Annotated in this window: 28 protein-coding genes; 12 read left to right on the top strand and 16 right to left on the bottom strand. The window is 36.2% G+C overall.

Annotated elements, in window-relative coordinates; all coding sequences use genetic code 11:
* Positions 1-4 precede the first annotated feature (4 nt).
* The 5 genes from NMK36_RS16555 to NMK36_RS16535 form a co-directional block, all read right to left on the bottom strand.
* The gene (locus NMK36_RS16555) at positions 5-151 is read right to left on the bottom strand and encodes a hypothetical protein (RefSeq protein ID WP_186440268.1); all 147 of its coding nucleotides are present in this window, start codon (positions 149-151) and stop codon (positions 5-7) included.
* The gene (locus NMK36_RS16550) at positions 145-618 is read right to left on the bottom strand and encodes a hypothetical protein (RefSeq protein WP_072716854.1); all 474 of its coding nucleotides are present in this window, start codon (positions 616-618) and stop codon (positions 145-147) included. The genes NMK36_RS16555 and NMK36_RS16550 overlap by 7 nt, the downstream gene beginning before the upstream one ends.
* A gap of 199 nt (positions 619-817) precedes the next feature.
* A complete protein-coding gene (locus NMK36_RS16545) occupies positions 818-1135 on the bottom strand; it encodes a helix-turn-helix domain-containing protein (protein ID WP_245824125.1) in 318 nt (105 codons plus the stop codon).
* The gene (locus tag NMK36_RS16540) at positions 1132-2199 is read right to left on the bottom strand and encodes a hypothetical protein (RefSeq protein ID WP_072716855.1); all 1068 of its coding nucleotides are present in this window, start codon (positions 2197-2199) and stop codon (positions 1132-1134) included. Before NMK36_RS16540 ends, NMK36_RS16545 begins: the two co-directional genes overlap by 4 nt.
* Positions 2200-2434: 235 nt before the next feature.
* On the bottom strand, positions 2435-2680 hold the full coding sequence (locus tag NMK36_RS16535) for a hypothetical protein (RefSeq protein WP_072716856.1): 246 nt from the start codon (positions 2678-2680) through the stop codon (positions 2435-2437).
* Positions 2681-2843: 163 nt separating this feature from the next.
* Here NMK36_RS16535 and NMK36_RS16530 point away from each other — a divergent pair, with 163 nt between their 5' ends.
* The 3 genes from NMK36_RS16530 to NMK36_RS16520 all read left to right on the top strand — a co-directional run bounded on the left by NMK36_RS16530 (position 2844) and on the right by NMK36_RS16520 (position 4464).
* The gene (locus NMK36_RS16530; RefSeq protein WP_254174202.1) at positions 2844-3539 is read left to right on the top strand and encodes a hypothetical protein; all 696 of its coding nucleotides are present in this window, start codon (positions 2844-2846) and stop codon (positions 3537-3539) included.
* Between the two features lie 68 nt (positions 3540-3607).
* On the top strand, positions 3608-4015 hold the full coding sequence (locus tag NMK36_RS16525) for a helix-turn-helix domain-containing protein (protein WP_254174201.1): 408 nt from the start codon (positions 3608-3610) through the stop codon (positions 4013-4015).
* Positions 4012-4464: a transposase gene (locus NMK36_RS16520; protein WP_254174200.1), complete on the top strand. Its 453-nt coding sequence runs from the start codon at positions 4012-4014 to the stop codon at positions 4462-4464. The genes NMK36_RS16525 and NMK36_RS16520 overlap by 4 nt, the downstream gene beginning before the upstream one ends.
* Before the next feature lie 35 nt (positions 4465-4499).
* On the opposite strand, the gene NMK36_RS16515 is transcribed toward NMK36_RS16520, so the two are convergent.
* A protein-coding gene (locus NMK36_RS16515; RefSeq protein WP_254172945.1) for an IS630 family transposase occupies positions 4500-5557 on the bottom strand; the annotation gives its coding sequence in 2 pieces (ribosomal slippage) (positions 4500-5162 and positions 5165-5557; 1056 coding nt in all).
* Between the two features lie 157 nt (positions 5558-5714).
* On the opposite strand from NMK36_RS16515, the gene NMK36_RS16510 reads away from it, so the two are divergent.
* Positions 5715-6344 carry a hypothetical protein gene (locus NMK36_RS16510; protein ID WP_254174199.1) on the top strand — a complete coding sequence of 210 codons (630 nt, stop codon included), beginning with the start codon at positions 5715-5717 and terminating at the stop codon, positions 6342-6344.
* A 9-nt stretch (positions 6345-6353) separates the two neighbouring features.
* Here the strand turns inward: NMK36_RS16510 and NMK36_RS16505 are convergent, their stop codons facing one another.
* From NMK36_RS16505 to NMK36_RS16480, 6 genes are all read right to left on the bottom strand, one after another.
* Positions 6354-6593 (bottom strand): type II toxin-antitoxin system HicA family toxin, encoded by a 240-nt coding sequence (locus tag NMK36_RS16505; protein WP_072716858.1) that lies wholly within the window; start codon positions 6591-6593, stop codon positions 6354-6356.
* Complete coding sequence (locus NMK36_RS16500) at positions 6586-6849, bottom strand: type II toxin-antitoxin system HicB family antitoxin (protein ID WP_072716859.1); 264 nt, start codon at positions 6847-6849, stop codon at positions 6586-6588. The genes NMK36_RS16505 and NMK36_RS16500 overlap by 8 nt, the downstream gene beginning before the upstream one ends.
* A 130-nt stretch (positions 6850-6979) precedes the next feature.
* Complete coding sequence (locus tag NMK36_RS16495; protein WP_083579835.1) at positions 6980-7240, bottom strand: BrnA antitoxin family protein; 261 nt, start codon at positions 7238-7240, stop codon at positions 6980-6982.
* Positions 7215-7502, bottom strand: a complete 288-nt coding sequence (locus NMK36_RS16490; RefSeq protein WP_072716861.1) for a BrnT family toxin — start codon at positions 7500-7502, stop codon at positions 7215-7217. Before NMK36_RS16490 ends, NMK36_RS16495 begins: the two co-directional genes overlap by 26 nt.
* A 153-nt stretch (positions 7503-7655) precedes the next feature.
* The gene (locus tag NMK36_RS16485; RefSeq protein WP_072716862.1) at positions 7656-8063 is read right to left on the bottom strand and encodes a barstar family protein; all 408 of its coding nucleotides are present in this window, start codon (positions 8061-8063) and stop codon (positions 7656-7658) included.
* Positions 8060-8464, bottom strand: coding sequence for a ribonuclease domain-containing protein (locus tag NMK36_RS16480; protein WP_072716863.1), 405 nt, complete (start codon positions 8462-8464; stop codon positions 8060-8062). Before NMK36_RS16480 ends, NMK36_RS16485 begins: the two co-directional genes overlap by 4 nt.
* A 57-nt stretch (positions 8465-8521) precedes the next feature.
* Between NMK36_RS16480 and NMK36_RS16475 the strand changes: the two genes are divergently transcribed.
* Positions 8522-9541 (top strand): GUN4 domain-containing protein, encoded by a 1020-nt coding sequence (locus tag NMK36_RS16475; protein WP_072716864.1) that lies wholly within the window; start codon positions 8522-8524, stop codon positions 9539-9541.
* 5 nt (positions 9542-9546) lie between these two features.
* Here the strand turns inward: NMK36_RS16475 and NMK36_RS16470 are convergent, their stop codons facing one another.
* Entirely contained in the window at positions 9547-10041 is a 495-nt protein-coding gene (locus NMK36_RS16470; protein ID WP_072716865.1) for a tetratricopeptide repeat protein, read from the bottom strand.
* 270 nt (positions 10042-10311) lie between these two features.
* Here NMK36_RS16470 and NMK36_RS16465 point away from each other — a divergent pair, with 270 nt between their 5' ends.
* The 6 genes from NMK36_RS16465 (at position 10312) to NMK36_RS16440 (ending at position 16122) form a co-directional block, all read left to right on the top strand.
* A complete protein-coding gene (locus NMK36_RS16465) occupies positions 10312-11079 on the top strand; it encodes a hypothetical protein (RefSeq protein ID WP_254174198.1) in 768 nt (255 codons plus the stop codon).
* Between the two features lie 239 nt (positions 11080-11318).
* Positions 11319-12554, top strand: a complete 1236-nt coding sequence (locus NMK36_RS16460) for an ABC transporter substrate-binding protein (RefSeq protein WP_072716867.1) — start codon at positions 11319-11321, stop codon at positions 12552-12554.
* Positions 12555-12711: 157 nt separating this feature from the next.
* A complete protein-coding gene (locus NMK36_RS16455; RefSeq protein WP_072716868.1) occupies positions 12712-13662 on the top strand; it encodes a branched-chain amino acid ABC transporter permease in 951 nt (316 codons plus the stop codon).
* Positions 13663-13671: 9 nt separating this feature from the next.
* Positions 13672-14634 carry a branched-chain amino acid ABC transporter permease gene (locus NMK36_RS16450; protein ID WP_254174197.1) on the top strand — a complete coding sequence of 321 codons (963 nt, stop codon included), beginning with the start codon at positions 13672-13674 and terminating at the stop codon, positions 14632-14634.
* A gap of 3 nt (positions 14635-14637) precedes the next feature.
* A complete protein-coding gene (locus tag NMK36_RS16445; protein ID WP_254174196.1) occupies positions 14638-15417 on the top strand; it encodes an ABC transporter ATP-binding protein in 780 nt (259 codons plus the stop codon).
* Positions 15418-15420: 3 nt separating this feature from the next.
* Positions 15421-16122, top strand: a complete 702-nt coding sequence (locus NMK36_RS16440) for an ABC transporter ATP-binding protein (protein WP_254174195.1) — start codon at positions 15421-15423, stop codon at positions 16120-16122.
* Between the two features lie 199 nt (positions 16123-16321).
* Here NMK36_RS16440 and NMK36_RS16435 read toward each other — a convergent pair whose 3' ends face one another.
* Complete coding sequence (locus tag NMK36_RS16435; protein ID WP_254174194.1) at positions 16322-17623, bottom strand: hypothetical protein; 1302 nt, start codon at positions 17621-17623, stop codon at positions 16322-16324.
* Positions 17624-17878: 255 nt separating this feature from the next.
* Here NMK36_RS16435 and NMK36_RS16430 point away from each other — a divergent pair, with 255 nt between their 5' ends.
* Entirely contained in the window at positions 17879-18886 is a 1008-nt protein-coding gene (locus NMK36_RS16430) for a hypothetical protein (RefSeq protein ID WP_254174193.1), read from the top strand.
* A gap of 225 nt (positions 18887-19111) precedes the next feature.
* On the opposite strand, the gene NMK36_RS16425 is transcribed toward NMK36_RS16430, so the two are convergent.
* Both NMK36_RS16425 and NMK36_RS16420 read right to left on the bottom strand, forming a co-directional pair.
* Entirely contained in the window at positions 19112-19960 is an 849-nt protein-coding gene (locus NMK36_RS16425) for a pentapeptide repeat-containing protein (RefSeq protein ID WP_254174192.1), read from the bottom strand.
* A 271-nt stretch (positions 19961-20231) separates the two neighbouring features.
* On the bottom strand, positions 20232-22541 hold the full coding sequence (locus NMK36_RS16420; protein WP_254174191.1) for an S-layer homology domain-containing protein: 2310 nt from the start codon (positions 22539-22541) through the stop codon (positions 20232-20234).
* Positions 22542-22561 lie beyond the last annotated feature (20 nt).

The following is a 22561-nucleotide window of genomic DNA, read 5'->3' as shown; positions in this document are numbered from 1 at the left end:
AGTATTAAATTAGATTTATAATTTGATTAACAATTCTATCAACATCTTGAATTAATAATCTAGCCTGAGTGATGGTAATTTGCTCATGAGGTGCTTTATAACTATCATCAGATTGAAACTCAGGATAGAGAAACTTTTCTCGATTTAGCACTCTCCATATACCGTTGCGCTATTTCTTGATAAATTTTCTTCGCACTCATAGACAATAATTCCCTGTTTAAATTCCTGTATTAATTCTGAATTAATATCAGCATAGTTAAAAATATGAAAAATAGGCATTAACAAGAATTCAACATAAAAGTCTGCAAAAACTTCTGATAATTCCCAAATAATTTGATTCTCAGGCTCAAAATTGCCTAAAATCCAAATATTAATTGTTTCCTGTTCATGTTTTTGGATAATGACATGAGGACTAATTTCTGACCGATAATAATTTTTATACAAATTTTCAACAATAATTAAATCAATCCCATGTAACTGCTTAATGATATTTATTTCAGCATAAATACTGTTGTTAATCCTTTGATAAAATCCCAGAAAATCATCAGGGTATGATTTCAAGGGAATTGTTACCCCCTTAATTGTATCTCTAATATTTTCTATATCAAGAACAACCATATCAACGCTCCTGATTAAACTAATGTATCTACTCATTATAAACGATAACATCAACCCAATCATTCTGTACCCTAATTCCCTGATTCCCTGGTTCTACCAGGGAATTAAAGTAGGAGGCTCTGCCTCCAATTAAAACAGCAGGCGGAGCCTGCAAAATAGTATTGCTAGGTGGAACCTAGCAACGAGATTAACAGAACTTTTAGGCTGCTTTTATATTGACTTCAACACGAATATCCATACCTGCTTTAGCTATCATTATTACTAATTTATCAATACTAAATCTTTCGATATCGCCATTCATCAAATCACTAATGCGAGGTTGGGTTTCACCAAAAAATACAGCAGCTTGCTTTTGAGTCCATCCTTTTGTCTGAATAAAATGTTTAATTGTTAACATGAGATCAGCGCGAATTTTGAGATTGAGAGCTTCTTCAGGTGCGAAGCCTAAATCTTCAAATACATTAGTGCGACCTTGAATAATTTCGGGAACTTGATTCTGGCTCATTTGTCCATTCATACTTTAGGAAAGCTAATAGGTTCATCAGGATGATATAATGAAACTATAAAATATATTTCTTGAATATCAATCGATTTATTGTATTTTTTTAATTCGTCTATTTGCTCTTTATAAAAAACGCTATAATCGAAAAATACCAAAGCACTACCTATTAAAAATAAATAAATAGGATTTCTTAAAATTATACCTGTCAGGGAATAATATAAAATGCACCTTATAGCAAAGTAAAAATTCTCTGTAAGACATTTTTTAGAATAGTATTTAGATATAAAAAAGTTGATTTCGTCAAATGATACCAATGGTTCTTCGGGAGAAAAATCATAACAAAATTTATGATAATAATCTAAAAAGTAAGGTTCCACTTTCAAATAACCATCTATATAAATAGAATAATATTTTCTATTTTTCCAACTTGTGTTTTCATTAAATCTTTTTCTAGTTAAATAAGTAGATTTAACAAAACTATTTTTTCTTTCTGTAAGTCCTCCACAAAATTTACATCGAACATAAGGATAATCCATCAAAGTAGAAACACTTTGGCCACCGCATTTAGGACATTGGGCAGTATCTTGGATACGCAAAGGATAGCGATGACTTCTAACAGGAGTTAATTTCCAAACATCATAATTTCGTGGTAAATTAATCATATCTTCTAGCTCGGATTTTGACCTAATCATATCTTCAAGCTTTGGGTTTAAACAGATACGAGCATGGACATTACGACTATTACTCCTCGTATCTTCACTACAAAATTTAGCAGTCTTGGTAAAATTATGTTTACAAGTTTGGCAAGTAAATTTAACAGAATTAAATATGACATCTAGATCACTTATAATTTCTGGAGCCTTGTGTTTACAACTCTTACAGAGAGCGATAGGTACCTTCCTTGTAGTGTCAGAAGGATAGTCAAGGATTTGCCAATACTGCGCTTCAAACTCTGGGATTGCTGTTTGACATTTTTTACAATTAACATATCTAAATTTTGTTTCACCACAGTGAAAACAACTTCTTAAACTACTGTCAAATAATTTTCCGCATCGAGCACATTGAATTAACTGAGACATAAGTAAATCACAAGGTTGTTTTATTTTTGGAAATAATCGCTAAAAATTCGGCTGTAAATTTTAAATTTTGATAATAGGACTTAATAAATGCAAAAAGAGGCTCTGCTTCGGATTAAAAAACAGCAGGCGGAGTGTGGAATCTAGTATTGTTAGGTTCTACCTAGAAATCAGGGATTATTGAGAGTGCCTTTTTCTAAAAATCTGAATATTTGCATCAGAAAAAGGCAGTCGCTGATTAATTAAAACCTGCTGGGATTACCTTAATCCCCTGTTGAGCAGCTAGATAAATTCTATGTCTCCCATTACAAATTTCGTAAGGTCGTGTTCCTCTGTATAGTACAATAGGCTCTTTTTTGTCATGAAGCAAACTGGATAGCGAATTAGGAGAATTTTCTAATGCGCGTATTTTAAGCTCATTAAGTTCGCTTCTCTTAGGAATCCTAATATCCGACATTTTTACAGGTACAGTTTCTATATCCATATTTTCATTTTTACTTTACTCAATTTTAATTTAAGAATAGGTTAGACTCAAATCAATGTCAGTCTGAAAAGTAGGAATTTTGACAAAGTTGCAAAAGTACGCAAAGTACGAATAGTATTAAAAGTAGGGTAAAATGTGATCACCTTTAACATCTTCTTGGGTTATGGATATTGAAGAAGTCCTAGAACTGGCAGATCATCTCATTTTTACCAAGACAGGAAAACACTTAGATCATCTCCAACAAGCGATTCTGCGAGGTACTATACAAAACTGTACATACTCGGAAATTGCTGAAGATCATTATGCCAGTGAAAGTCATGTTAAATGGGTCGGTTCAGAATTATGGAAAATGATCTCTGAAGAGTTAGGAGAAACGGTTAAAAAATCTAATTTTAGAGCTATATTTGAGAAAGGGAAAATTTATAAGAATAAAATTTCATCAGCTATTGTTGGTGAGACAGTTACAGTTCATCATATTAATATTTGTTCTGAATCAGAAAGAGCTAAAGCTCAACAACAAAAGCAATCCCATCTAAATGATCCTGAAATAACTCCTAATCAACCCTATATCGATTTAAACGACGCACCAAAAATAACAAAATTTTACGATCGCACTCAAGAACTTTCTACCCTAGAAAAATGGATTATAGAAGATGGAGTTCAGTTAATAACCCTTTTAGGTTTAAGTGGAATTGGCAAAACAACCCTTTCCCTTCATTTGATAGATGAAATTAAAACTAACTTTGATTATATAATTTATCGCAGCCTTGGTTTTGCTCCTACCCTAGATGAAACCTTAACGAACTTGTTAGAAATATTCGGCAATCCAGATAAAATAGAAATTCCTTTAAGTAGGTAGGCAGGAAGAAACGAAAGTATGTAAAGATAAATGAAGAGAGAGAAGAAATCTACCGAGGTCATGAAAATATGGGTGCTCGTTTAAGGGTATTTCTAACTCGTGAGCAAGACAAAACCCTGTTCAAGCTCAGAACAGCAGATGTGCCACAGAAAGTTAAAGACCGAGCCGAAGTGATTCGATTAAACTCACAAGGTTGGTACGTGGAAAAAATAGCAGCTTATTTTAATTGGACAGCACAGACAGTTAGAGAAGTGTTGCACAAATGGGAAAAGTTAGGACTAGAAGGGTTATGGGAAAAACCCGGTCGCGGGGGAAAAGCCAAGTGGAAAGAAGAGGACTTAGTATTTTTAGAAGAATGTCTCAGAAGAGAACCCCGGACATACAACTCTGAGCAATTAGCCCAAAAATTAGAACAAGAACGGTCAGTTAAATTGAGTCCCGATAGATTAAGACGGGTGCTCAAAAAAAGGGGGTGAATTGGAAGCGAGCCAGAAACAGCCACAAAGGAAAGCAAGACCCGATAGTCCGCGCGCAGAAACAGGCGGATTTAGAAATGTTGGAATTATCAGCCGCCACCGGAGAAATTGACTTAAAGTATTTAGATGAATCGGGTTTTTGTCTGTGGAGTGAACCGGGGTATACCTATTATTTTAGAGGGGAACAAAAACGTTTAGAACAAACTCGTCGTCGGGGTCGAAGATTAAGCATTATTGGGTTTTTGCAACAGCAAATCAGTTTTGTTTACGGCTTGGTGATTGGAGGTGTCAATCGCCAGTGTTATATCCAAATGATGGAACAAGAAGCAGCAGAGGCTGAAAAAGCCGGACGGATGAGAGTCATTGTCCAAGATAATAGCCCCATACATCAATGCCATGAAGTCAAAAAACTCTGGCCAAAATGGGAAAGTATGGGTTTGTATAAGTAGGTAGGCGAGAAAATCGACAAGTATGTAACGAAAAGTTAACTGGGTTGTTGCTGCGAGTGAAATTTCATCCGTTGTGTGCTGTAGTTTCCTCTTTCTCCCCTAGCTTGAATACCATTCATTACCGCATAGGCCAGGTCTAATTCATCCTCAAATGTTTGTCCTGATAGTTCATCTTTTTTGAGATGTTGCCACTCTAATTCAATCGGATTCATTTCCGAACAATATTTAGGCAAATAGAAAATATACAAACCCATACTTTCCCATTTTGGCCAGAGTTTTTTGACTTCATGGCATTGATGTATGGGGCTATTATCTTGGACAATGACTCTCATCCGTCCGGCTTTTTCAGCCTCTGCTGCTTCTTGTTCCATCATTTGGATATAACACTGGCGATTGACACCTCCAATCACCAAGCCGTAAACAAAACTGATTTGCTGTTGCAAAAACCCAATAATGCTTAATCTTCGACCCCGACGACGAGTTTGTTCTAAACGTTTTTGTTCCCCTCTAAAATAATAGGTATACCCCGGTTCACTCCACAGACAAAAACCCGATTCATCTAAATACTTTAAGTCAATTTCTCCGGTGGCGGCTGATAATTCCAACATTTCTAAATCCGCCTGTTTCTGCGCGCGGACTATCGGGTCTTGCTTTCCTTTGTGGCTGTTTCTGGCTCGCTTCCAATTCACCCCCTTTTTTTGAGCACCCGTCTTAATCTATCGGGACTCAATTTAACTGACCGTTCTTGTTCTAATTTTTGGGCTAATTGCTCAGAGTTGTATGTCCGGGGTTCTCTTCTGAGACATTCTTCTAAAAATACTAAGTCCTCTTCTTTCCACTTGGCTTTTCCCCCGCGACCGGGTTTTTCCCATAACCCTTCTAGTCCTAACTTTTCCCATTTGTGCAACACTTCTCTAACTGTCTGTGCTGTCCAATTAAAATAAGCTGCTATTTTTTCCACGTACCAACCTTGTGAGTTTAATCGAATCACTTCGGCTCGGTCTTTAACTTTCTGTGGCACATCTGCTGTTCTGAGCTTGAACAGGGTTTTGTCTTGCTCACGAGTTAGAAATACCCTTAAACGAGCACCCATATTTTCATGACCTCGGTAGATTTCTTCTCTCTCTTCATTTATCTTTACATACTTTCGTTTCTTCCTGCCTACCTACTTAAAGCTAGAAACAAAACTTTCTCAACTGTTTAATTATCTGCGTCAATATCGCTGTCTTCTCATCCTAGATGATATCCAAATGCTGTTTTTTGAGGGACAATTGGCAGGTCACTATCAATCTGGTTATGAGAATTATCAACTATTTTATAAAAAAATTGCCGAGGTTTGTCATCAGAGTTGCGTGATCTTAAACAGTTGGGAAAAACCTAGAGAAATTGAAAAAATTGAATTTGAAAATCTTCCTGTTCGTACTTTGATATTAGGAAGTTTAGGTCTAGCTGCTCAAAATATTTTTAGAGATAAAAATTTATCTAATCCTGAAACATGGGATATCTTAATTAATACTTATCAAGGCAACCCTTTATGGTTAGGAATGATAGCAACTCTGATTCAAGAATTATTTAATAGTAGAGTAACTGAGTTTTTGTACTATGATGAGCCGATTTTATGCGACTCCCTGCAAGAGCAACTTAAGCTACATTTTCAACGTTTATCTCCCCAGGAAAAAACTGTAATTACTGTTCTTTCTCATTCTTCAGAAATCATGAATTTACAGTCTCTTGCAACTCAGACTAAACTATCAAATTCAGAGTTATTAAATACTATTCAATCTCTAATCAGGCGTTTTTTAGTGGTCAGAGAAGAACAAGATAACGTGACATTTTTTATTGTGAATCCTCTGTTAAAAGAATATGTTAAAAAGATTTAAAGTTGGGTTTTATTTTAACAGTTGATCGATTTCTTCATCAGTAAAGCCAAATTGCCGAAAAATCCTTAATACATAAGCAGGTGACATTTCTTTCGCACCCATATCAATAGGAACAATATGTTTACTTTCTGGAGTTAAACGAATATATAAGCAATGATCTCCTTTCCCTTCTCGATCAAACCTACATCCACCTTTTTCTAAAATTTTAATCAATTCTCTCGGCTTTAATGAAGGGATGTTTTTAGGCATAAACCTTCCTTAATTCATAACTATTTGATTTATTATCCTCATCAATAGTTAAAAATTCATGAAGTTCTAAAATCGAAATAGGAGATTGATCAACTTTTTCCTCGGTTTCACATACTAATAAAAAAGATTCAATCGCTTCTTGAAGTTTACTAATGGATTGTTCAGGATTGTCCCCTTGAGCAACAATTCCATTTTCTAAACATAATGCAACCCAATATCCTGAACTTTTCCTAAGAACAACGCTATAAAACTCCATTATTATTACCTCATCTTTACTTGGATTAAGGATCATTCTTGATAACTTGCTGTTGAGAATAATCTAAATTAGTTTGATATTTAACTCTATTAATTCTCCTAATTAAACCAAGGTATTGATTAGTAATGACTTATTCTTTAGTCGTGTTTACCTCATGTTCAAAATAAGAACGTAGTACGGAATTCATCATCGATTGATAGCCTTTTCCTTGGCTTTTAAACCAATCTAAAACATCACTATCAACTCTTAAAGAAATAGCTTTTTTGGTAATCGGTTTAACGAGTTTAGCTTTTTCCCAAAAACTGGCATCTAATTCAGGTATATCTGATGTGTCAATCGCATTTTCTGGGAGATTTTCTAACTCTTTAAGTCGTTTTTGCGAGATAGTCATAATAGGTTTTTCTTTCTTGACGAGTAGCTTTTCTTGCAGATATGATTCGGATGACTCCACTTCTTTCAGTATGCACTACGGTCACGATAACAACACCCTGTATTGCACCGATACTAATTTCTCGAATCTCTCCGCCGTAATCAAAACGTTCATCAATGGCGGTAAAAACAAGTCCGTCAAATATTTCTTGAGCTTCTTCAAAGCTAATACCATGTTTTTTGAGATTTTGAGCATTTTTGTTTACATCCCATTCAAACTGCATGATTGAGTATATACAAAATGTATCTACTAATTATAAACGATAACATAAATCAATCATTATGTCTTCCCTATTTCCCTTGGGAATGTAAACAGCAGGCGGAGCCTGCAAAATAGCATTGCTATGTGTAACCTAGCAACGAGGGGATAAGGAGGATTAAGGACTGGTTAATAATACATAAAATCGCTTATTTCTTTTTAACCAATAGGTGATTGCTTCTGAAAAAATATCATTTAAGATTTGCCAATCATCAGGATAATTCTCAGCGAAATTTTGCCATTGATCATAAACAATCAAATAAGATGACGCTTCAAACCAACTGAGATCAGTTAGACAATCTTCCCAAGCATCCCAATTATAGCCAAAATATTCAGGTAAATTCATCACCGTGCTGGCTGTTTTTAGAAAATCAGCTTTATTGTTAATTGTGCTGCCGTCAAAATAAAATAACTCACAGCTATACTCTTGACAAAGTTGAGATAATTCTTCTGGAGAAATATCTAAGGGAAACTGATAAATATTCGGTTGACTTTCACCTTGTATGAGGTTTAATATTTGATTCATTGTCTTAAAACCCTAAAAAAACTTTGATAATGGTTGCTGGTGTAATAAATTTCCCCCTGACTACCGACGACAAAGCGCCTAGCTCCCCGACTTCTTTCCCCTGGAGTGGGTATAGTATATTCCCGATAATAACCATTGGGTTTATTGGGTAATAATTTTTCTCGGTTAAAGAAAGTTGAGCCATCTTTTTCGGGGTAAGGGAAAGGGCCTCCTTGCTCAATTAATTTTAAAGTATTCCGGGCTTCTGCTGGCAGTTGACTTAAATTAACGGTTGGAATTTGAGCAATAATAGTGATTTGCGTTGCAGAAACCGGAGAAAAATGAAAATGATGGGTAATACTAACGCTAAAACAGACTAAGCATGTCAGGAAAAAGATCAATCCTTTTCTCAAAAAAGACATAATTCTTGACTCAATACCTCCTGAATCTTATTATTGATAATATCATGATTCCAGCTTATGTTAAAAAAATCTTCAACTTGGCGATATTTGTGGATTGTAGTGATGTTTTCCTGGGGTCTTCAGGCTTGTCTGTTCTCGTCTCCATCCCCTAAACCCGATCCGGTTTTTGAACTCACATCAAATGCCAATATACACTATCAACAACTCAAACAATTCTTAAGGGAAAACCGCTTGAAAGAAGCGGATCAAGAAACCTTTAAAATTTTACTCAAACTGAGTAACCGACAAGCTGAAGGTTGGTTAAGTCAAGCTGATGTCGAAGGTTTAGCTTGTGAGGATTTACAAACAATAAATCGATTGTGGAATTATTATAGTGATGGTCGGTTTGGGTTTAGTCAACAGGAAAAAATTTGGACATCTTTAGGAGGAATAATTGGTAACTATACCCCGGGAATGGCTGAGAAATTTGGCGATCGCGTGGGTTGGCGTCGGGGAGGTCAGTGGCTAAAATACGATCAACTGAATTTTTCCCATAGAGCTCCCGATGGACATTTACCCGCTACCACCGGAAATGGTGTCAGTGGGGGGGTTTGGAATGGGGTCGCCTCCATCACCCATCGAGTTAAATACTGTGGTGTTATTGATGCGTTAGCGATGGGTGAATGGATAAAAGCGGACTGGAAAACCTTAGAATTGTTTGAAGTTTATCGAATTCCGATTGAAAATTCTCCTGATGTTCCGGCGCCTTTGGTAATTTCTGAAATTCCCTGTTCGGAACTCCAGGGAATTGATCAGCTATGGGTAAAATATTCCAAGGGGCGCTTTGGTTTAAGTGTTCAAGGTAAAATTTTAAAATCCATCGGTCATTCTTCAGAAAAGCTTGAAGACCGTTATGAACAATTTGAAAAAGCAGTGGGTTGGCGTATTGATCCTCGTGATATGACCTACGAGAAAAGTGATCCTAAAACGGTTCCGTTGGGGCATTTTCCCTATCGATTAGGCTATAGTTATGATACCTTTGGTTCAGGTTTTCACCGGACTTGGCGACTGTCAATTAACCCTAATTGTGGGTTTTAAGTGTATTATCGTCTTCTCCGACTGCGACTCCGACTCGAACTCGTAGAAGTAGAATAAGTATTTTTCTTCCGTCTTAACTTGTGATCATGATCATCGTCATCTTCTTCTACAATAATGACCGGGCGAGAAGCTTCTAATTCTTGAATAATTGATAGGGTTAATTGTTGCGTCTTAGCATCTCCACTATTTCCCAATAATTCCGATGCTTTCTGAAAATCAGCGATCGCTTTTTCTGTTTCATTTAATTCTCGATAAATATAGCCTCGATCTAAATAAGCATTTGTATTATTGGGATTCAATTTAATTACCTGAGTATAATCCCAGAGGGCTAGACTATAATCTTTATTTCCTAAATATTGCTCTCCTCTCAATAAATAAGCTTCGGAACTTTCAGGATTAATTTTCAGGGCTTGATTAAAATTCGCGATCGCCGATTGATGACTGTTTAATCGGGCATAAACAGCCCCTCGATAAAACAAGAAAACTAAAATCTTGTACATCAAATTAACATATTAGCGTTAAAGTCCCAATATCTATCTACAGAGGGATTTATATTTTCTGTTGGAAAAATTAACCTCAGAATAGTTAAAATCAGTTAAACAGAAGATTAAGATCAGGTTGATCTTCCAAAGCCAGAGAACAACCAGCGAACACGCATCTCTACTTTTCGATAACCCTTTCTAACACTTTCCGCCGCCGCTGCTATTGTCATGACAGGAGATTTTACTGTGTCTAATTTTAGAAAAATTATCCCCACCCAAACGACATTAATGTTACTCAAATCCTATGTATTCTTTTTTAATAAATTTTTGAGTGTCAGAGGACGACAAAGTGTTCCTGCTCATGGGTTGACCAGGGATATTTCTCCCAAAAAACGGAATCAAGCTTTTTTAAATTTGCTGAAGTTCTATGTTCCTTTCCTGAGCATTTTAATTGGGGCTGGGTTGCAAAATCGTATTCCTGTTCCCCTATTAACAAGAGATATTTTTGCGATTGCTAACCTATCTCCTTTTACGGGATTTATATCGAATTTAAGTGTTTTTACCTGGGGTAGTAGTGGGGTGATTTGTATTTTTTCATTTTTTATTCTGTCACCGATTAACAACAAAGATAAAAAGTTGAAAAATTTTATTGGGTTATCCGGTTTAATTTCATTTTGGTTCATGTTGGATGATTTCTTTATGCTCCATGAGATGCTACTTCCTTACTTTTTGAAAGTCCCTGAAAAGTTTATTGTTGGTGCTGAGTTTGCTTTGCTTTCTTTACTTCTAATTTACTATAAAAATATCATCTTAAACTCTACTCAATTTCAAATTTTAGGAACGGCTTTACTTCTTTTTGGATTGTCTGTTTTTATAGATATTTTACCTATTTCTGTTGATTATACTGGATCTAAAAATAACCAGTTATTTTTATTAGAAGATGGGAGTAAATTGATGGGAATTGTAACCTGGTTTTTTTATTTTTCTAGTATTTCTTATCAACAAATATTCAAAGAGCGAAAGCTTCTTGATTCTGACTTTAATTTACCTTCCTAGTCAGGATTAAGCCACAGAATAAGAGGTTTCAAAAGCTGCCAAAAATCAAATCATGAGTTTAATCAGCCATTCAAATTGATTTAACTATCAAACTGTCATATTTCTAGGTTGTGATCGCTTTTTTGAAATTAGCTTGTCTCCGATCCCAGACAGTTGTATAATTAGCAGCCATCCCCCTTGCACTCACGAGTTCAATTCTGGGTGCAAGATCGCTTATTCCTTGTGTGGTTTGCACCCTAATGATCAAAAGACGCCAATTTATTCCTCTATTTTTATCAGGAATTACCTTTTCTTTAGTAGTAGCCTGTAATTCCTCTCAACCATCTGGAACTAACACAACTTCGAGTCAAAATTCAACTACAACGGCCAGTCAAAATGCGAATGGAATCCCCATCGGAGTTGTTCTTGCTCAAACCAGTAACGCCGCATTATTAGGACAAGAACAAGTTATCGGCGCGAAAATGGCTGAAAAATATTTTAATCAACAAGGAGGGGTGAATGGAACTCCGATAAAATTAGCCCTTCAAGATGGCGGCGGCGATGAACAAAGTGCTATTAATGCCTTTAATACTTTAATTACTCAAGAAAAAGTTGTCGGAATTTTAGGCCCTTCTTTATCTCAACAAGCCTTTGCGGCTGACCCCATTGCAGAACGGGCAAAAGTTCCGGTTTTAGGCCCTTCTAATACCGCTAAAGGAATTCCTCAAATTGGAGATTATATTGCCAGGGTTTCTGCACCCGTTGCGGTGGTTGCTCCTAACGCGGTGCAAGCAGCATTAAAACTCAACCCTAACTTAAAAAAAGTTGCGGTTTTCTTCGCCCAAAATGATGCGTTTAGTAAATCAGAAACGGAAACGTTTCAACAAACGGTTAAAGATTTAAACCTAGATTTAGTAACGGTTCAAAAGTTCCAAACCACAGACACCGATTTTCAAAACCAAGCCACTGCTGCTATTAACTTAAATCCTGATTTAATTATTATTTCGGGACTCGCTGCTGATGGTGGAAATTTAATTAAACAGTTACGACAACTCGGTTATCAAGGATTAATTATTGGCGGAAATGGTTTAAATACCTCTAATATTTTACCCGTTTGTCAAAAGGAATGTGATGGCGTGATTATTGCTCAAGCTTATAGTCCTGAAATTGATAATCCGATTAATAAAACCTTTCGGGAAACTTATGTAGCTGAAAACAAAAAAGAACCGCCTCAATTTACCGCCCAAGCGTTTGCTGGAATTCAAGTGTTTGTAGATGCGTTAAAAGCGGTTGACCAGAAAAATAAAATTAGTAGTTTATCCTTAGAACAGCTAAGAGAACAATTAAATCAAGCAATTTTATCAGGGAAATATCAAACGGTTTTAGGGAATATTTCCTTTACTCCTGAAGGGGAAGTGGTACAAGAAAAATTTTATGTTGCTCAAATTAAAATGGATGAAACGGGAAAAAATGGCAAATTCACCTATTTAAAATAACGCTGATATCCTCGTTCCCCTGGTTCTACCAGGGAACATCATTAAGGAGGCTCTGCCTCCTATAATAAACCAGCAGGCGGAGCCTGCAATATGGCATTGCTAGGTAGAACCTAGCAACGAGAGATGAGAGAAAAACAACCTTATATTGATAATAATTATGGATTTTAATGTATTTCTACAATCCTTTTTAAATGGTCTATCAATTGGTAGTGTTTACGCTATTTTTGCTTTAGGATATACTTTGGTTTTTTCAATTTTAGGGGTGATTAATTTTGCTCATGGAGCTATTTTTACCTTGGGAGCTTATTTTACATATACCCTATCTGGTGGAGTTTTTGGATTTAATGGATTATTAGCCAATGGAAAATTACCGTTTCAATTGCCATTTTTTCTAGCCTTAATTTTAGGCTGTATTCTAGCGGGATTTGCCTCTATTTTGTTAGAACGATTAGCCTTTAAACCGTTAAGAATAAGAGGGGCTGATCCCTTATTAACCCTAGTTTCTAGTTTAGGGGCTGCGGTGGTGATTGTCAACGTGATTCAATATTTAGTTGGGGCAGAAATTTACACTTTTCCTGATAATATTTACGGAAATATTCCCGTCGCAATTAATTTCGGAACTGCGACTCGACCGATTATGATTAGAACCGTACAAGTGATTATTTTTGCGGTTTGTGCAGTCATGGTGGCTTTATTAACCTATCTGGTGAATGGCACAAAAATCGGGAAAGCGTTACAAGCCGTCGCCGAAGATGAAACCACCGCTAGTTTATTAGGAATTAACCCCGAACAATTTATTAAAATAACCTTTTTTGTCAGTGGACTTTTAGCGGGATTAGCCGGAACATTAGTGGGTTCTAGTGTGAGTATTGCAGGGCCGTATTTTGGGATTAGTTTTGGGTTAAAAGGGTTAGGGGTGATTGTTTTAGGAGGGTTAGGAAGTATTCCAGGGGCGGTAATTGGGGGGTTATTATTAGGATTAGCAGAAGCCTTTGTTCCTCCTGATTTTTCCGGCTATCGAGAGGCGATTTCTTTTGCTATTCTCTTTATTATGCTATTAGTTCGACCGGAAGGATTATTAGGACGTAAACGGATTCAAAAGGTATAATTAAAATTCATGATTAATTTTTTCAACACCTATGGCTTTTTAATCGTTTCCATGCTATTGGGAGCGGTTCTGGGGTTGTCTGTTTATTTACCCTTAATGGCGGGTCAACTTTCCTTAGCAACCCCTGGATTTTATGCGTTAGGCGGTTATATTGCTGCGATTTTATCAACTCAAGTCTTTAAATTCACGGGGACTATTTTTCCTTTTCCATTTCTGGTGTTAGAACTCATCATAACGGCTCTGGTTTCTGCTATTTTAGCCATAGCATTAGGAATTCCCGTGTTGAGATTAAGAGGGATTTATTTAGCAATTTCAACCATTGCTTTTGTCGAAATTTTAAGGGTTTTAGCGTTAAATTTAGAGATAACTGGTGGGGCGGTTGGTATTTTTGGAATTCCTCAACCCTTTGCAACTCCCTTAGAATATTTATGGGTAGCCATTCCCTTGTTAATTCTGAGCATGGTTTTCTTATACCGCTTAGAAAAAATTAAAGCGGGACGAGCCTTTAGTGCCATTCGAGAAGATGAATTAGCCGCCGATTCGATGGGAATTAACCCAACTTATTATAAAGCATTATCCTTTACTTTGGGGGCTATTTTAGCCGGATTAGTGGGAACGATTAGTGCCCATTTTCTCAATACTTGGAATGCTCGTCAAGGAACCTTTGATAGTAGTATTATTTATTTAGCTTTTGTGTTAATTGGCGGTTCAAGAACCTTTTGGGGGCCCGTTTTAGGCGGAATTATTCTGACTGCATTACCGGAAGTATTACGAGGAATGGGGGGAATTAGTAGTTTACCGTTATGGTTCGCTCAATTTTTACGGGATGGTCGTTTAATTATTTTTGGGGTGTTATTGGTTTTGGGATCAATTTTTTATCCACAAGGCTTAATTACTCCTGAATTCTTAAATAAAATCGCTCGAAAAAATCCGTTTCGAGGAATTTTGAACAAACAATCCATTAAAGGTTAACCGATGAGTTCATCAACAGTACAACCGATTTTAGAAGTACAAGGTTTAACCCGATATTTTGGCGGTTTATTAGCGGTTGATCAAGTCTCTTTTACCGTTCAAAATCAAGAAATATTCGGTTTAATTGGCCCCAATGGAGCCGGAAAAACCACATTATTTAATTTAATTACCGGGTTAATTCCGCCTTCTAAGGGTTCATTGATTTATCAAAATCATCCTATAACTCAATTAAAACCTTATCAAATTGCAGAAAAAGGAATCGCCCGAACCTTTCAAAATCTCCGGTTATTTGGTAATTTATCCGCTTTAGAAAATGTAGCGATCGCTCGTCATATACACAACCAATCTAATCTGATTTCAGGGATTTTAGGTTTACCTCAAGCGGTACAAATTGAACAAAAAAACTATGAAAAAGCTAGAGAATTATTAGCAATTTTTGGATTAGCAGATCGAGTGGAACAAAAAGCGCGTAATTTTGCCTATGGCGACCAACGACGCTTAGAAATTGCTCGTGCGTTAGCTTTAGAACCCAAAGTATTATTATTAGATGAACCAGCCGCAGGAATGAACCCCAGTGAGAAAAAAGAACTCAGTGATTTAATTCGCCAAATTGCTAAACAATTCCAATTAACGGTAATTTTAATTGAACATCATGTTCCGTTAGTGATGGGGTTGTGCGATCACATTGCGGTTTTAGATTTTGGTAAACTCATTGCATTAGGAGAACCAGAAATTGTGAGAAATAATCCTGCGGTCATTGAAGCTTATTTAGGAGATGAATAAATAATGTTAGAATTAGTGAATGTATCTGTTAATTATGGTTCGATTCAAGCTTTAAAAGATATTAATCTTGTCGTCAATCAAGGAGAAATTGTCACTTTAATTGGTGCAAATGGGGCGGGTAAAAGTACCACGTTAAAAACGATTTCTCGCTTAATTAACCTTCGTCAAGGAAAACTAATTTATCAAGGAAAAGATATCACGAATTTACGACCGGATCAAGTCGTTAAAATGGGTATCGCCCAAAGTCCAGAAGGTCGGAGAATTCTATCTCAACAAACGATATTAACCAATTTAGAATTAGGAGCTTATACCCGCAGCGATCGCTTAGGAATTAAAACAGATATTGAAAAACAATTTATCACCTTTCCCCGGTTAGCTGAACGAAAACATCAATTAGCAGGAACCCTCAGTGGGGGAGAACAACAAATGTTAGCGATCGCTCGTGCGGTGATGAGTCGTCCTCAGTTATTATTATTAGATGAACCGAGTTTAGGATTAGCCCCCCAAATTGTTCGAGAAATCTTCTCTGTGATTCGTCAACTGAATCAATCGGGTGTTACAATTTTATTAGTAGAACAAAATGCCAATTTAGCCTTAGAAATTGCGGATCGAGGTTATGTTTTAGAAGCGGGTTGTTTAACGTTAACTGGAAAAGCTTCTGAGTTATTAACAGATGAACGAGTTAAACAAGCTTATTTAGGTTAAAAACTCGATAAATTTATTAGTAACAATACTATTTTAACTGTAGGGGTTTGGTTTCCAAACCCTCTAGGGTCTGGGTGAGAAATAGTGTAGGAGATGAGTCCGAAGCAGTGATAGAAGTTTGGTTTCCAAACCCTGTAGAGTCTGGGTTGGGAGACCCAACCCCTACCATAAAATATATTACTTTGAGCGTTATTAAAATTCAAGCTTGAACTTGAAAATAATGGTAAAGATTAGCAACAGTTAAATCCGGTACTTCTTCCCAATTTTTAGGGGCTAATCCATTTAAACCTTTGGCGATCGCTTTATTAAAAATATAAGATTCATAATCTCGGCGTAATTCAGGTTTAACGATAAGTTTTAATTGATCTCGTAAAGCCGAATAGTGAGATTTTTGTTTTAATTCTTCATAGATTTGCATTTCTAAGGGTTTTACAGCTAAGTCATTTTGCGGTAATTCTAAATTAACCGCTTCTGATGTTCCAGGTTCTAACATTGCTAATTGTTCTCGTTCATCAGCCGATAAGCTTTTAAACCAATTGGTATGATCTTGCCAAGATTTTAAAGCGGTACAATCATGAATTTTAATCCGGGCGATTTCAGGAAATAGAAAATCGAGTTCTTCCTCGGAACTACATTGATTAATAATATTAAGTAATTCTCGATGAATTTTATTTTGCAGTTGTTCAAGGTGTTCATTAACTGCTGTTAATTGATTTTGAGCTTGATAAGCGGCAATAATGGCTTGTTCAATCGCCCAAGCGCATTCCATCCGACGCAGTTGACCCGCAGCACAAGTCTTTTCTAATAAATGGGGGTTAGAGTAGTCAGCTAAAGCATCATAGAGAGTATTTAAAACTCCTTGAATTTGATGATTTCTATCATTAACTTCTTCAAATTTTATCGCTAATTTAAACCGATCTAAGGCTATGATGAATTTGCCATAAGCTTGTATTAAAATCAAACGATGATTATTATATTTAATATCTTCTGCAACTTCATCAATACGTTTAATAATACTGTCTCCCTGATCTTTTAAGGCTGATTTGAGATCAATAAATCCTCCCATTACCGTTAATTTAAGTTGTTTGATATCTTCTCTTAACTTTAAAGTTTGATATAAATTTACCGCAGTAAGAACACCCGTTACCGCTACACCGACACCAATAACCGCAGTCGTTGATTGTAGAACTCCGAGACTTGCTTGTAACTGGTTAATTCCTTGATAGGTTTTCTGAAATCCTCGATGAACCTGATACATTTGAGCTAGACCCATACCCACTTCCACAGGTGCGGTTATGGGTGCTAGGGGACTATCATTCATGATTGTACCAATGGCGTGACCTGCAAACTGACCCGCATTGGCTGTTCCTTTCGCCCATCTAACCATACTTAAAGGTACTCCTGAGTTGGAAGAAACTAACTCATAGACACCCTTGGCTAAACCTTCTTGAATTGCAGGGGGAAATACAAATTGCATGGAAGGACTGAAAAAAGACATCATTTTTGACCTAACTTTTTAATTATTGTAAACTCATTATCCTCTAAAAATTAACGAATATTGCTAAATTTTTAAGTTATAAAAATTTTGTTTAAATGATTTAAGTATTTTTACGGAAAATTAATTAATATATATACAAATTTGTTTTTATTCAACCGTATAATTACAGATAAATAGGTTATAGTTTATTACTAAGTGAGTGAATTGTATCTTTAATCTTGTACAGTAGAACTGTATGCTTTATTGAGGTTGGCTGCAATGAATGAATTTTTAAATATCTTCGAGTCTATTACTGAATCAACGATTTCTGTAGAAAATAATCCGGGTGAATCTTCCGAGTTAAAACAATCTGCAACAGAGTTAAATCAGTCGATTCAATCCTGTACTGAGGAGTTAAAACAGTCCGCAGCCAGATTAAAAGAATTAATGGAAGTTAGTTATAAAGATTTAGATCATGCTGAAGATGTCTGGAATAGTAAACCTAGAATTATGTCTGTCCCTAAGTCTGAACTCTGGGAACAAATAGGAGAATTAACAGCTATTGATTTTAGAATTCGTGAGTTACAGAATCAATGTCAAACAGAAGTAATCCCAGAAATTAAAAATTCATGGTTAAATCAATGTGAACAGCTTAAGGAAACATGGTTTAAAGATAGTAAAACCGGAACATATAAAAAAGACTTGGGTTATTCAGATAAAGATGGTATGATTCAAGGGTTAGAAAAGGCAATAAAAGTTATCAATAATGAGATGATCAGCCTAATCAATACTAATTTAGATCTTTTAAGTGAAGTCATATCTGATTTAAGCTTTGATTATATCTTAAATATAATTAATTTACTTGATTTCAAAAAGCAAGCTAATATTGCAATTAATCCTAGTTTATTTTCTTATGAGAAAAACTATTTAATTAATATAAAAGGTCAAAGTAGTAATCTTATGCAAGAGTGGATAAAACCAGTTTGGGGTGCATTTTTAAAAGAAGGATCTTCTTTGATTAAAAGAGAGAAATTTAATGATTTTGTTAATGATATCAAGAAAATCATATTAGACAATATGGCTTCAAGATTTTCTGAATGCTTTGATTTTGCATTGATTACTATAACCAACATTATTAATTTCTACAATGATTTTTTAGAAAAACAAAACCGATATGAACAAGAAACCCAAGAACAACGAGAAGCCGAAAAAGCTTGGATTGATCAACAACGTCAAAAATTAGATGATATTCAGAAACAAATTAATATTATTTTAAATCAATCCTAATCCCGTTTAAATGTAGAATTTAAAAAATATTGTAGGGGTTTGGTTTCCAAACCCTTTAGGATCTGGGTTGGAAGACCCAACCCCTACAGGTGAATTATTGATTGGTTTCTGAATTGTTAAAGCATTAAAAGCTTTTTGATTCAAGGTTGAAAATTGCGATCGCAGATGACAATAGATTAACCCAATTTAACCCATCTATTTTTCAGATCAATCCATCCTAAATTTTTATTGTGGATGAACCGTACCATCAGGTAAAATTGCCCCTTGTAATTGAGCACCTGTTAATTTTACCATAATTTTATCGCCAATTCCTACTTTTGCTCCGGTTAAATTAGCACATCTTAAATCCGCCCCACTTAAATCAGCCCCAATTAAATTAGCTTCTTGTAAATTAGCATAAGTTAAATTAGCTTGTAAACAATTCGCTCGAAATAAATTGGCTTTATATAAACAAGCACCACTTAAGTTAACTTTATGCAGAAACGCATCACTTAAATCGGCTTCGCTGAGGTCTGCACCGCTTAAATTTCGACTAGAAAAATCCCGTTCTTTTAAGTCTTCTCCTTTAAAGCTTAATCCACTTAATTCTGTGGGTTTAGGGGGAGGTGGTGGAGGAGAAGGAGAAGGAGAAGGAGGACGAGGAGGCGTTTGTGGTTGGGAATTTACAGGAGTTTGTGGACGTTGAAAAGTTTCATTTCCAGGAGTTTTTACGCGGCTTTGATAGGTCGAAGATTGATAGGAAGAAGACGCACGTTGATGGGTGTTATAAGTTGAATGTCCTGAACCATTAGAGGACGATTTAGCATAGGATTCTGAACGCTGAACCGTTGATGAGCGTTGAGTTGAATTCGATGAAGAACGACGCAATAAAGAACGTAATTTATCCCGTGCTTGATTAATTTCTTTGAGTTTTTCCTCAGCGATTTTTCTTAATCGTTGATTTTCTTCAGGAATGCGATCGGGATGCCAAATAAATGCTAAGTCTTTATAAGCCTGATCCACCAATTCTAAGGAGGCACCAGGCTTAAGATCTAACACTTTATAGTAATAATTCAATTCACCCGGAGTTATCATGGCAGGAGTCCGCAATTAAGAATTTAGCAGTTATAGCAGGGAACAGGGAACAGGGAGGAAAAGATTTTACGTCCCTTGGTTGGCTGCATCAGTCTTGGTCAATCACTGTTAGGCGCGACTGCTATAAAATTAAGAATCAGAAAAGAAAAAGTTTTCTATTCCTAATTTTGTCCTAATTTGTGATGTAATTAAAACAGACTTAAGGGGAGATAGGAACTGTAATCTATATTAGCGTTATAGCTTAACATACTCTTCTCTCCCTGAGTATTGTTTATCGGCGAAATACCCCTAAACCATTGTGAACCGGGGCGGCTGTATCGGGAATTCGGTTTAACAGTTGACCTCCTAAGACTAAACTGGTGGAACTTCCTCCGTCTAAATTTAACGCATCTGTGGCACCGAGTTGCTGCATCAGGAGTGCCATTTCTGTTAATTTAGCACCCACACCCCCCACACGGTTATGGACGGCGGCAATTAACCATTCTCCCTTGGCGGTAATTCCGACGCTGCTACGGATAGCAGATTGATCCGCAAACCAAATATTAAACCCTTCAGCGACTGCATCAACTACGACTTGTCCATTTTGTAATAATAATGGCCCCCCGCCTAAAATATGGGGAAATAAATTAAAATCCGAGGGTGTGGTTTGGGATTCTATCGTAATAGATGTTCCCACTGAAAACGAACTTAAGGCGCTACGAAATGATCGCAAGGTTAACAAATAGCCATTTTTAGGAATTGCAATGGCAGTGGTAGTATTTGTTGATTCAATTTGTTGTTTAACAATATTATTTTCCACAACAATAACAATTTCATTCGCCGTTAAAGGGGTATAACTTTCACCCCATTCGGGAGTATATCGAGCAATTCCAGCTTTTACATAACCTGTATTCATTAATTCACAATCTAACCGTTGTCCTGATGATGGGATTAAGGTTTCTTTTAAACTCAAACGGGCAATTTTAGTTTGTCCGGCATCATTCCAAGCGATCGCACCTCGATTTAAAATTGGCCCTGAAAACCATTTTCCATCCCGACGAATTGCTCCTAATGGTAAGAGATTATTTCGGTTAAAATAGCCTCCATTAATTGCTGCTAGACATTGACAATTATCTACAGTTTTCGCTAAACTGTCAATCCCTTTCATTCCCGTTAGATTTGCCCAAATCGGACGTAAATTCAAACTTGAACCCGGAGTTAACATTAACCAAACCACCGGAAAACGGCTATTATTTAAGGTGATATATTGTTGTCGCCAACGCAATCCTTTTGTCCAGGTAATATCCCGTTCAATTAACGCATCTTGTCGGAGTTCAATTAAAATTCGGTTAGGATTATTTAAGGTAGAAACTTTTACCCCATAACCATCGGGTAAGGTTCCTTGAATCACCGTTTGATTATTGGCAATTTTAACAATAGGTCGAGAGGGTTTTTTTGTGGTTCCTGCGGTTTCGCCTTCATTTTGTTGTTCAGAAGTTCCTGAAGTGGGTGTGGGTTGAGATTGTTCTTGAAACGGTTTAGCAACGGTCGCAGAAGTGACCGCATCAACCACAACTTCCCATGGGGTATTTTGTTGATAAAGTTCCCAAGGAGTCGGTTGATTTAATGTTACCATCATTTGAGAACGATTAGGCTGTTCTTCAAAGGTTAAAGCTTGAACAGTTCCCAATTTAGAAACAATATTTAAGGTTTGATCCTGTATTTCTAAATCCCATCCTGATAATTCCGCTAATTGATTAATTTTTAAATAGCGATATTCTGTATCCCAAGTTGTCTGGAATTTATAGGGAGTTGAAGAAAACCAATTGACAGTTTGCGAGTTTTCATCGGTTGTGTTTAAGGGATTAATCCCTAAAACTTGGATAATTCCCTTATCACTAATTCCTGTATTCGTTGCGGTTCCAGAACTCCACTGACTCCAGGGTAACTTCCATTTTCGACCATTGACAGAAAGATGGGTTCCGGTGCGGATAATTCCGGGTTTAGATAATTCTATACTATATTGACAAATGATAGGATCAGCTTTTTTAAGCAACACTAAAGCTTGATAAATAATAGCAGCTACTTCTCCTCTAGTAGCGTTTAAATTAGGATTGAATGTTTCAGGATTAGGATGATTAACTACCAATTGAGAACGAGTTGCTGTAATGATTGCTTGAGTTGCATAATTAGGAATTTGATCCGCATCAGTATAAAGATCTTCTAAGTTTAAATGATCACCTGTAGCCAAGTTTAAACCTGATACTAATGCTAATAAAACTTGTAAACGAGTTACCGGATTTTGAGGATAAAACCGTCCATCAGGGAACCCCGAAATAAATCCAGATTCGTAAGCGGTTTGAATGGCTTTTGCAGCCCAAAAATCCTTGGTAACATCACTAAATTGGATATATTGACGTTTAGCAGGAGTAGGAAATGCAGCTTTTAGAAGAGTCGCAAATTCCGCACGAGTTAGGTTTTGATCTGGGCGAAATGTGTTATCTTTAAACCCATTAATTAAACCTTGAGCTTGTAACCGTTGAATAAAAGGACGTGCCCAATGCTGGGTAATATCTAAAAAAACAGGTTGGAAACTGGTCATATTATTAGCTTAAGAAGGAA

The sequence above is a fragment of the Planktothrix pseudagardhii genome (assembly GCF_904830925.1).
Lineage (GTDB): Bacteria > Cyanobacteriota > Cyanobacteriia > Cyanobacteriales > Microcoleaceae > Planktothrix > Planktothrix tepida.
The sequence above is the reverse complement of the archived record's forward strand: the minus strand, read 5'-3'. Positions and strand labels throughout refer to the sequence as shown.

Excerpts from the sequence above, each read along its gene's own strand:
- NMK36_RS16550 (WP_072716854.1), bottom strand. The coding sequence starts at position 618 with ATGGTTGTTCTTGATATAGAAAATATTAGAGATACAATTAAGGGGGTA.
- NMK36_RS16545 (WP_245824125.1), bottom strand. The coding sequence starts at position 1,135 with ATGAATGGACAAATGAGCCAGAATCAAGTTCCCGAAATTATTCAAGGT.
- NMK36_RS16540 (WP_072716855.1), bottom strand. The coding sequence starts at position 2,199 with ATGTCTCAGTTAATTCAATGTGCTCGATGCGGAAAATTATTTGACAGT.
- NMK36_RS16535 (WP_072716856.1), bottom strand. The coding sequence starts at position 2,680 with ATGGATATAGAAACTGTACCTGTAAAAATGTCGGATATTAGGATTCCT.
- NMK36_RS16530 (WP_254174202.1), top strand. The coding sequence starts at position 2,844 with ATGGATATTGAAGAAGTCCTAGAACTGGCAGATCATCTCATTTTTACC.
- NMK36_RS16525 (WP_254174201.1), top strand. The coding sequence starts at position 3,608 with ATGGGTGCTCGTTTAAGGGTATTTCTAACTCGTGAGCAAGACAAAACC.
- NMK36_RS16510 (WP_254174199.1), top strand. The coding sequence starts at position 5,715 with ATGCTGTTTTTTGAGGGACAATTGGCAGGTCACTATCAATCTGGTTAT.
- NMK36_RS16505 (WP_072716858.1), bottom strand. The coding sequence starts at position 6,593 with ATGCCTAAAAACATCCCTTCATTAAAGCCGAGAGAATTGATTAAAATT.
- NMK36_RS16500 (WP_072716859.1), bottom strand. The coding sequence starts at position 6,849 with ATGGAGTTTTATAGCGTTGTTCTTAGGAAAAGTTCAGGATATTGGGTT.
- NMK36_RS16495 (WP_083579835.1), bottom strand. The coding sequence starts at position 7,240 with ATGACTATCTCGCAAAAACGACTTAAAGAGTTAGAAAATCTCCCAGAA.
- NMK36_RS16490 (WP_072716861.1), bottom strand. The coding sequence starts at position 7,502 with ATGCAGTTTGAATGGGATGTAAACAAAAATGCTCAAAATCTCAAAAAA.
- NMK36_RS16485 (WP_072716862.1), bottom strand. The coding sequence starts at position 8,063 with ATGAATCAAATATTAAACCTCATACAAGGTGAAAGTCAACCGAATATT.
- NMK36_RS16480 (WP_072716863.1), bottom strand. The coding sequence starts at position 8,464 with ATGTCTTTTTTGAGAAAAGGATTGATCTTTTTCCTGACATGCTTAGTC.
- NMK36_RS16475 (WP_072716864.1), top strand. The coding sequence starts at position 8,522 with ATGTTAAAAAAATCTTCAACTTGGCGATATTTGTGGATTGTAGTGATG.
- NMK36_RS16470 (WP_072716865.1), bottom strand. The coding sequence starts at position 10,041 with ATGTACAAGATTTTAGTTTTCTTGTTTTATCGAGGGGCTGTTTATGCC.
- NMK36_RS16465 (WP_254174198.1), top strand. The coding sequence starts at position 10,312 with ATGTTACTCAAATCCTATGTATTCTTTTTTAATAAATTTTTGAGTGTC.
- NMK36_RS16460 (WP_072716867.1), top strand. The coding sequence starts at position 11,319 with ATGATCAAAAGACGCCAATTTATTCCTCTATTTTTATCAGGAATTACC.
- NMK36_RS16455 (WP_072716868.1), top strand. The coding sequence starts at position 12,712 with ATGGATTTTAATGTATTTCTACAATCCTTTTTAAATGGTCTATCAATT.
- NMK36_RS16450 (WP_254174197.1), top strand. The coding sequence starts at position 13,672 with ATGATTAATTTTTTCAACACCTATGGCTTTTTAATCGTTTCCATGCTA.
- NMK36_RS16445 (WP_254174196.1), top strand. The coding sequence starts at position 14,638 with ATGAGTTCATCAACAGTACAACCGATTTTAGAAGTACAAGGTTTAACC.
- NMK36_RS16440 (WP_254174195.1), top strand. The coding sequence starts at position 15,421 with ATGTTAGAATTAGTGAATGTATCTGTTAATTATGGTTCGATTCAAGCT.
- NMK36_RS16435 (WP_254174194.1), bottom strand. The coding sequence starts at position 17,623 with ATGATGTCTTTTTTCAGTCCTTCCATGCAATTTGTATTTCCCCCTGCA.
- NMK36_RS16430 (WP_254174193.1), top strand. The coding sequence starts at position 17,879 with ATGAATGAATTTTTAAATATCTTCGAGTCTATTACTGAATCAACGATT.
- NMK36_RS16425 (WP_254174192.1), bottom strand. The coding sequence starts at position 19,960 with ATGATAACTCCGGGTGAATTGAATTATTACTATAAAGTGTTAGATCTT.
- NMK36_RS16420 (WP_254174191.1), bottom strand. The coding sequence starts at position 22,541 with ATGACCAGTTTCCAACCTGTTTTTTTAGATATTACCCAGCATTGGGCA.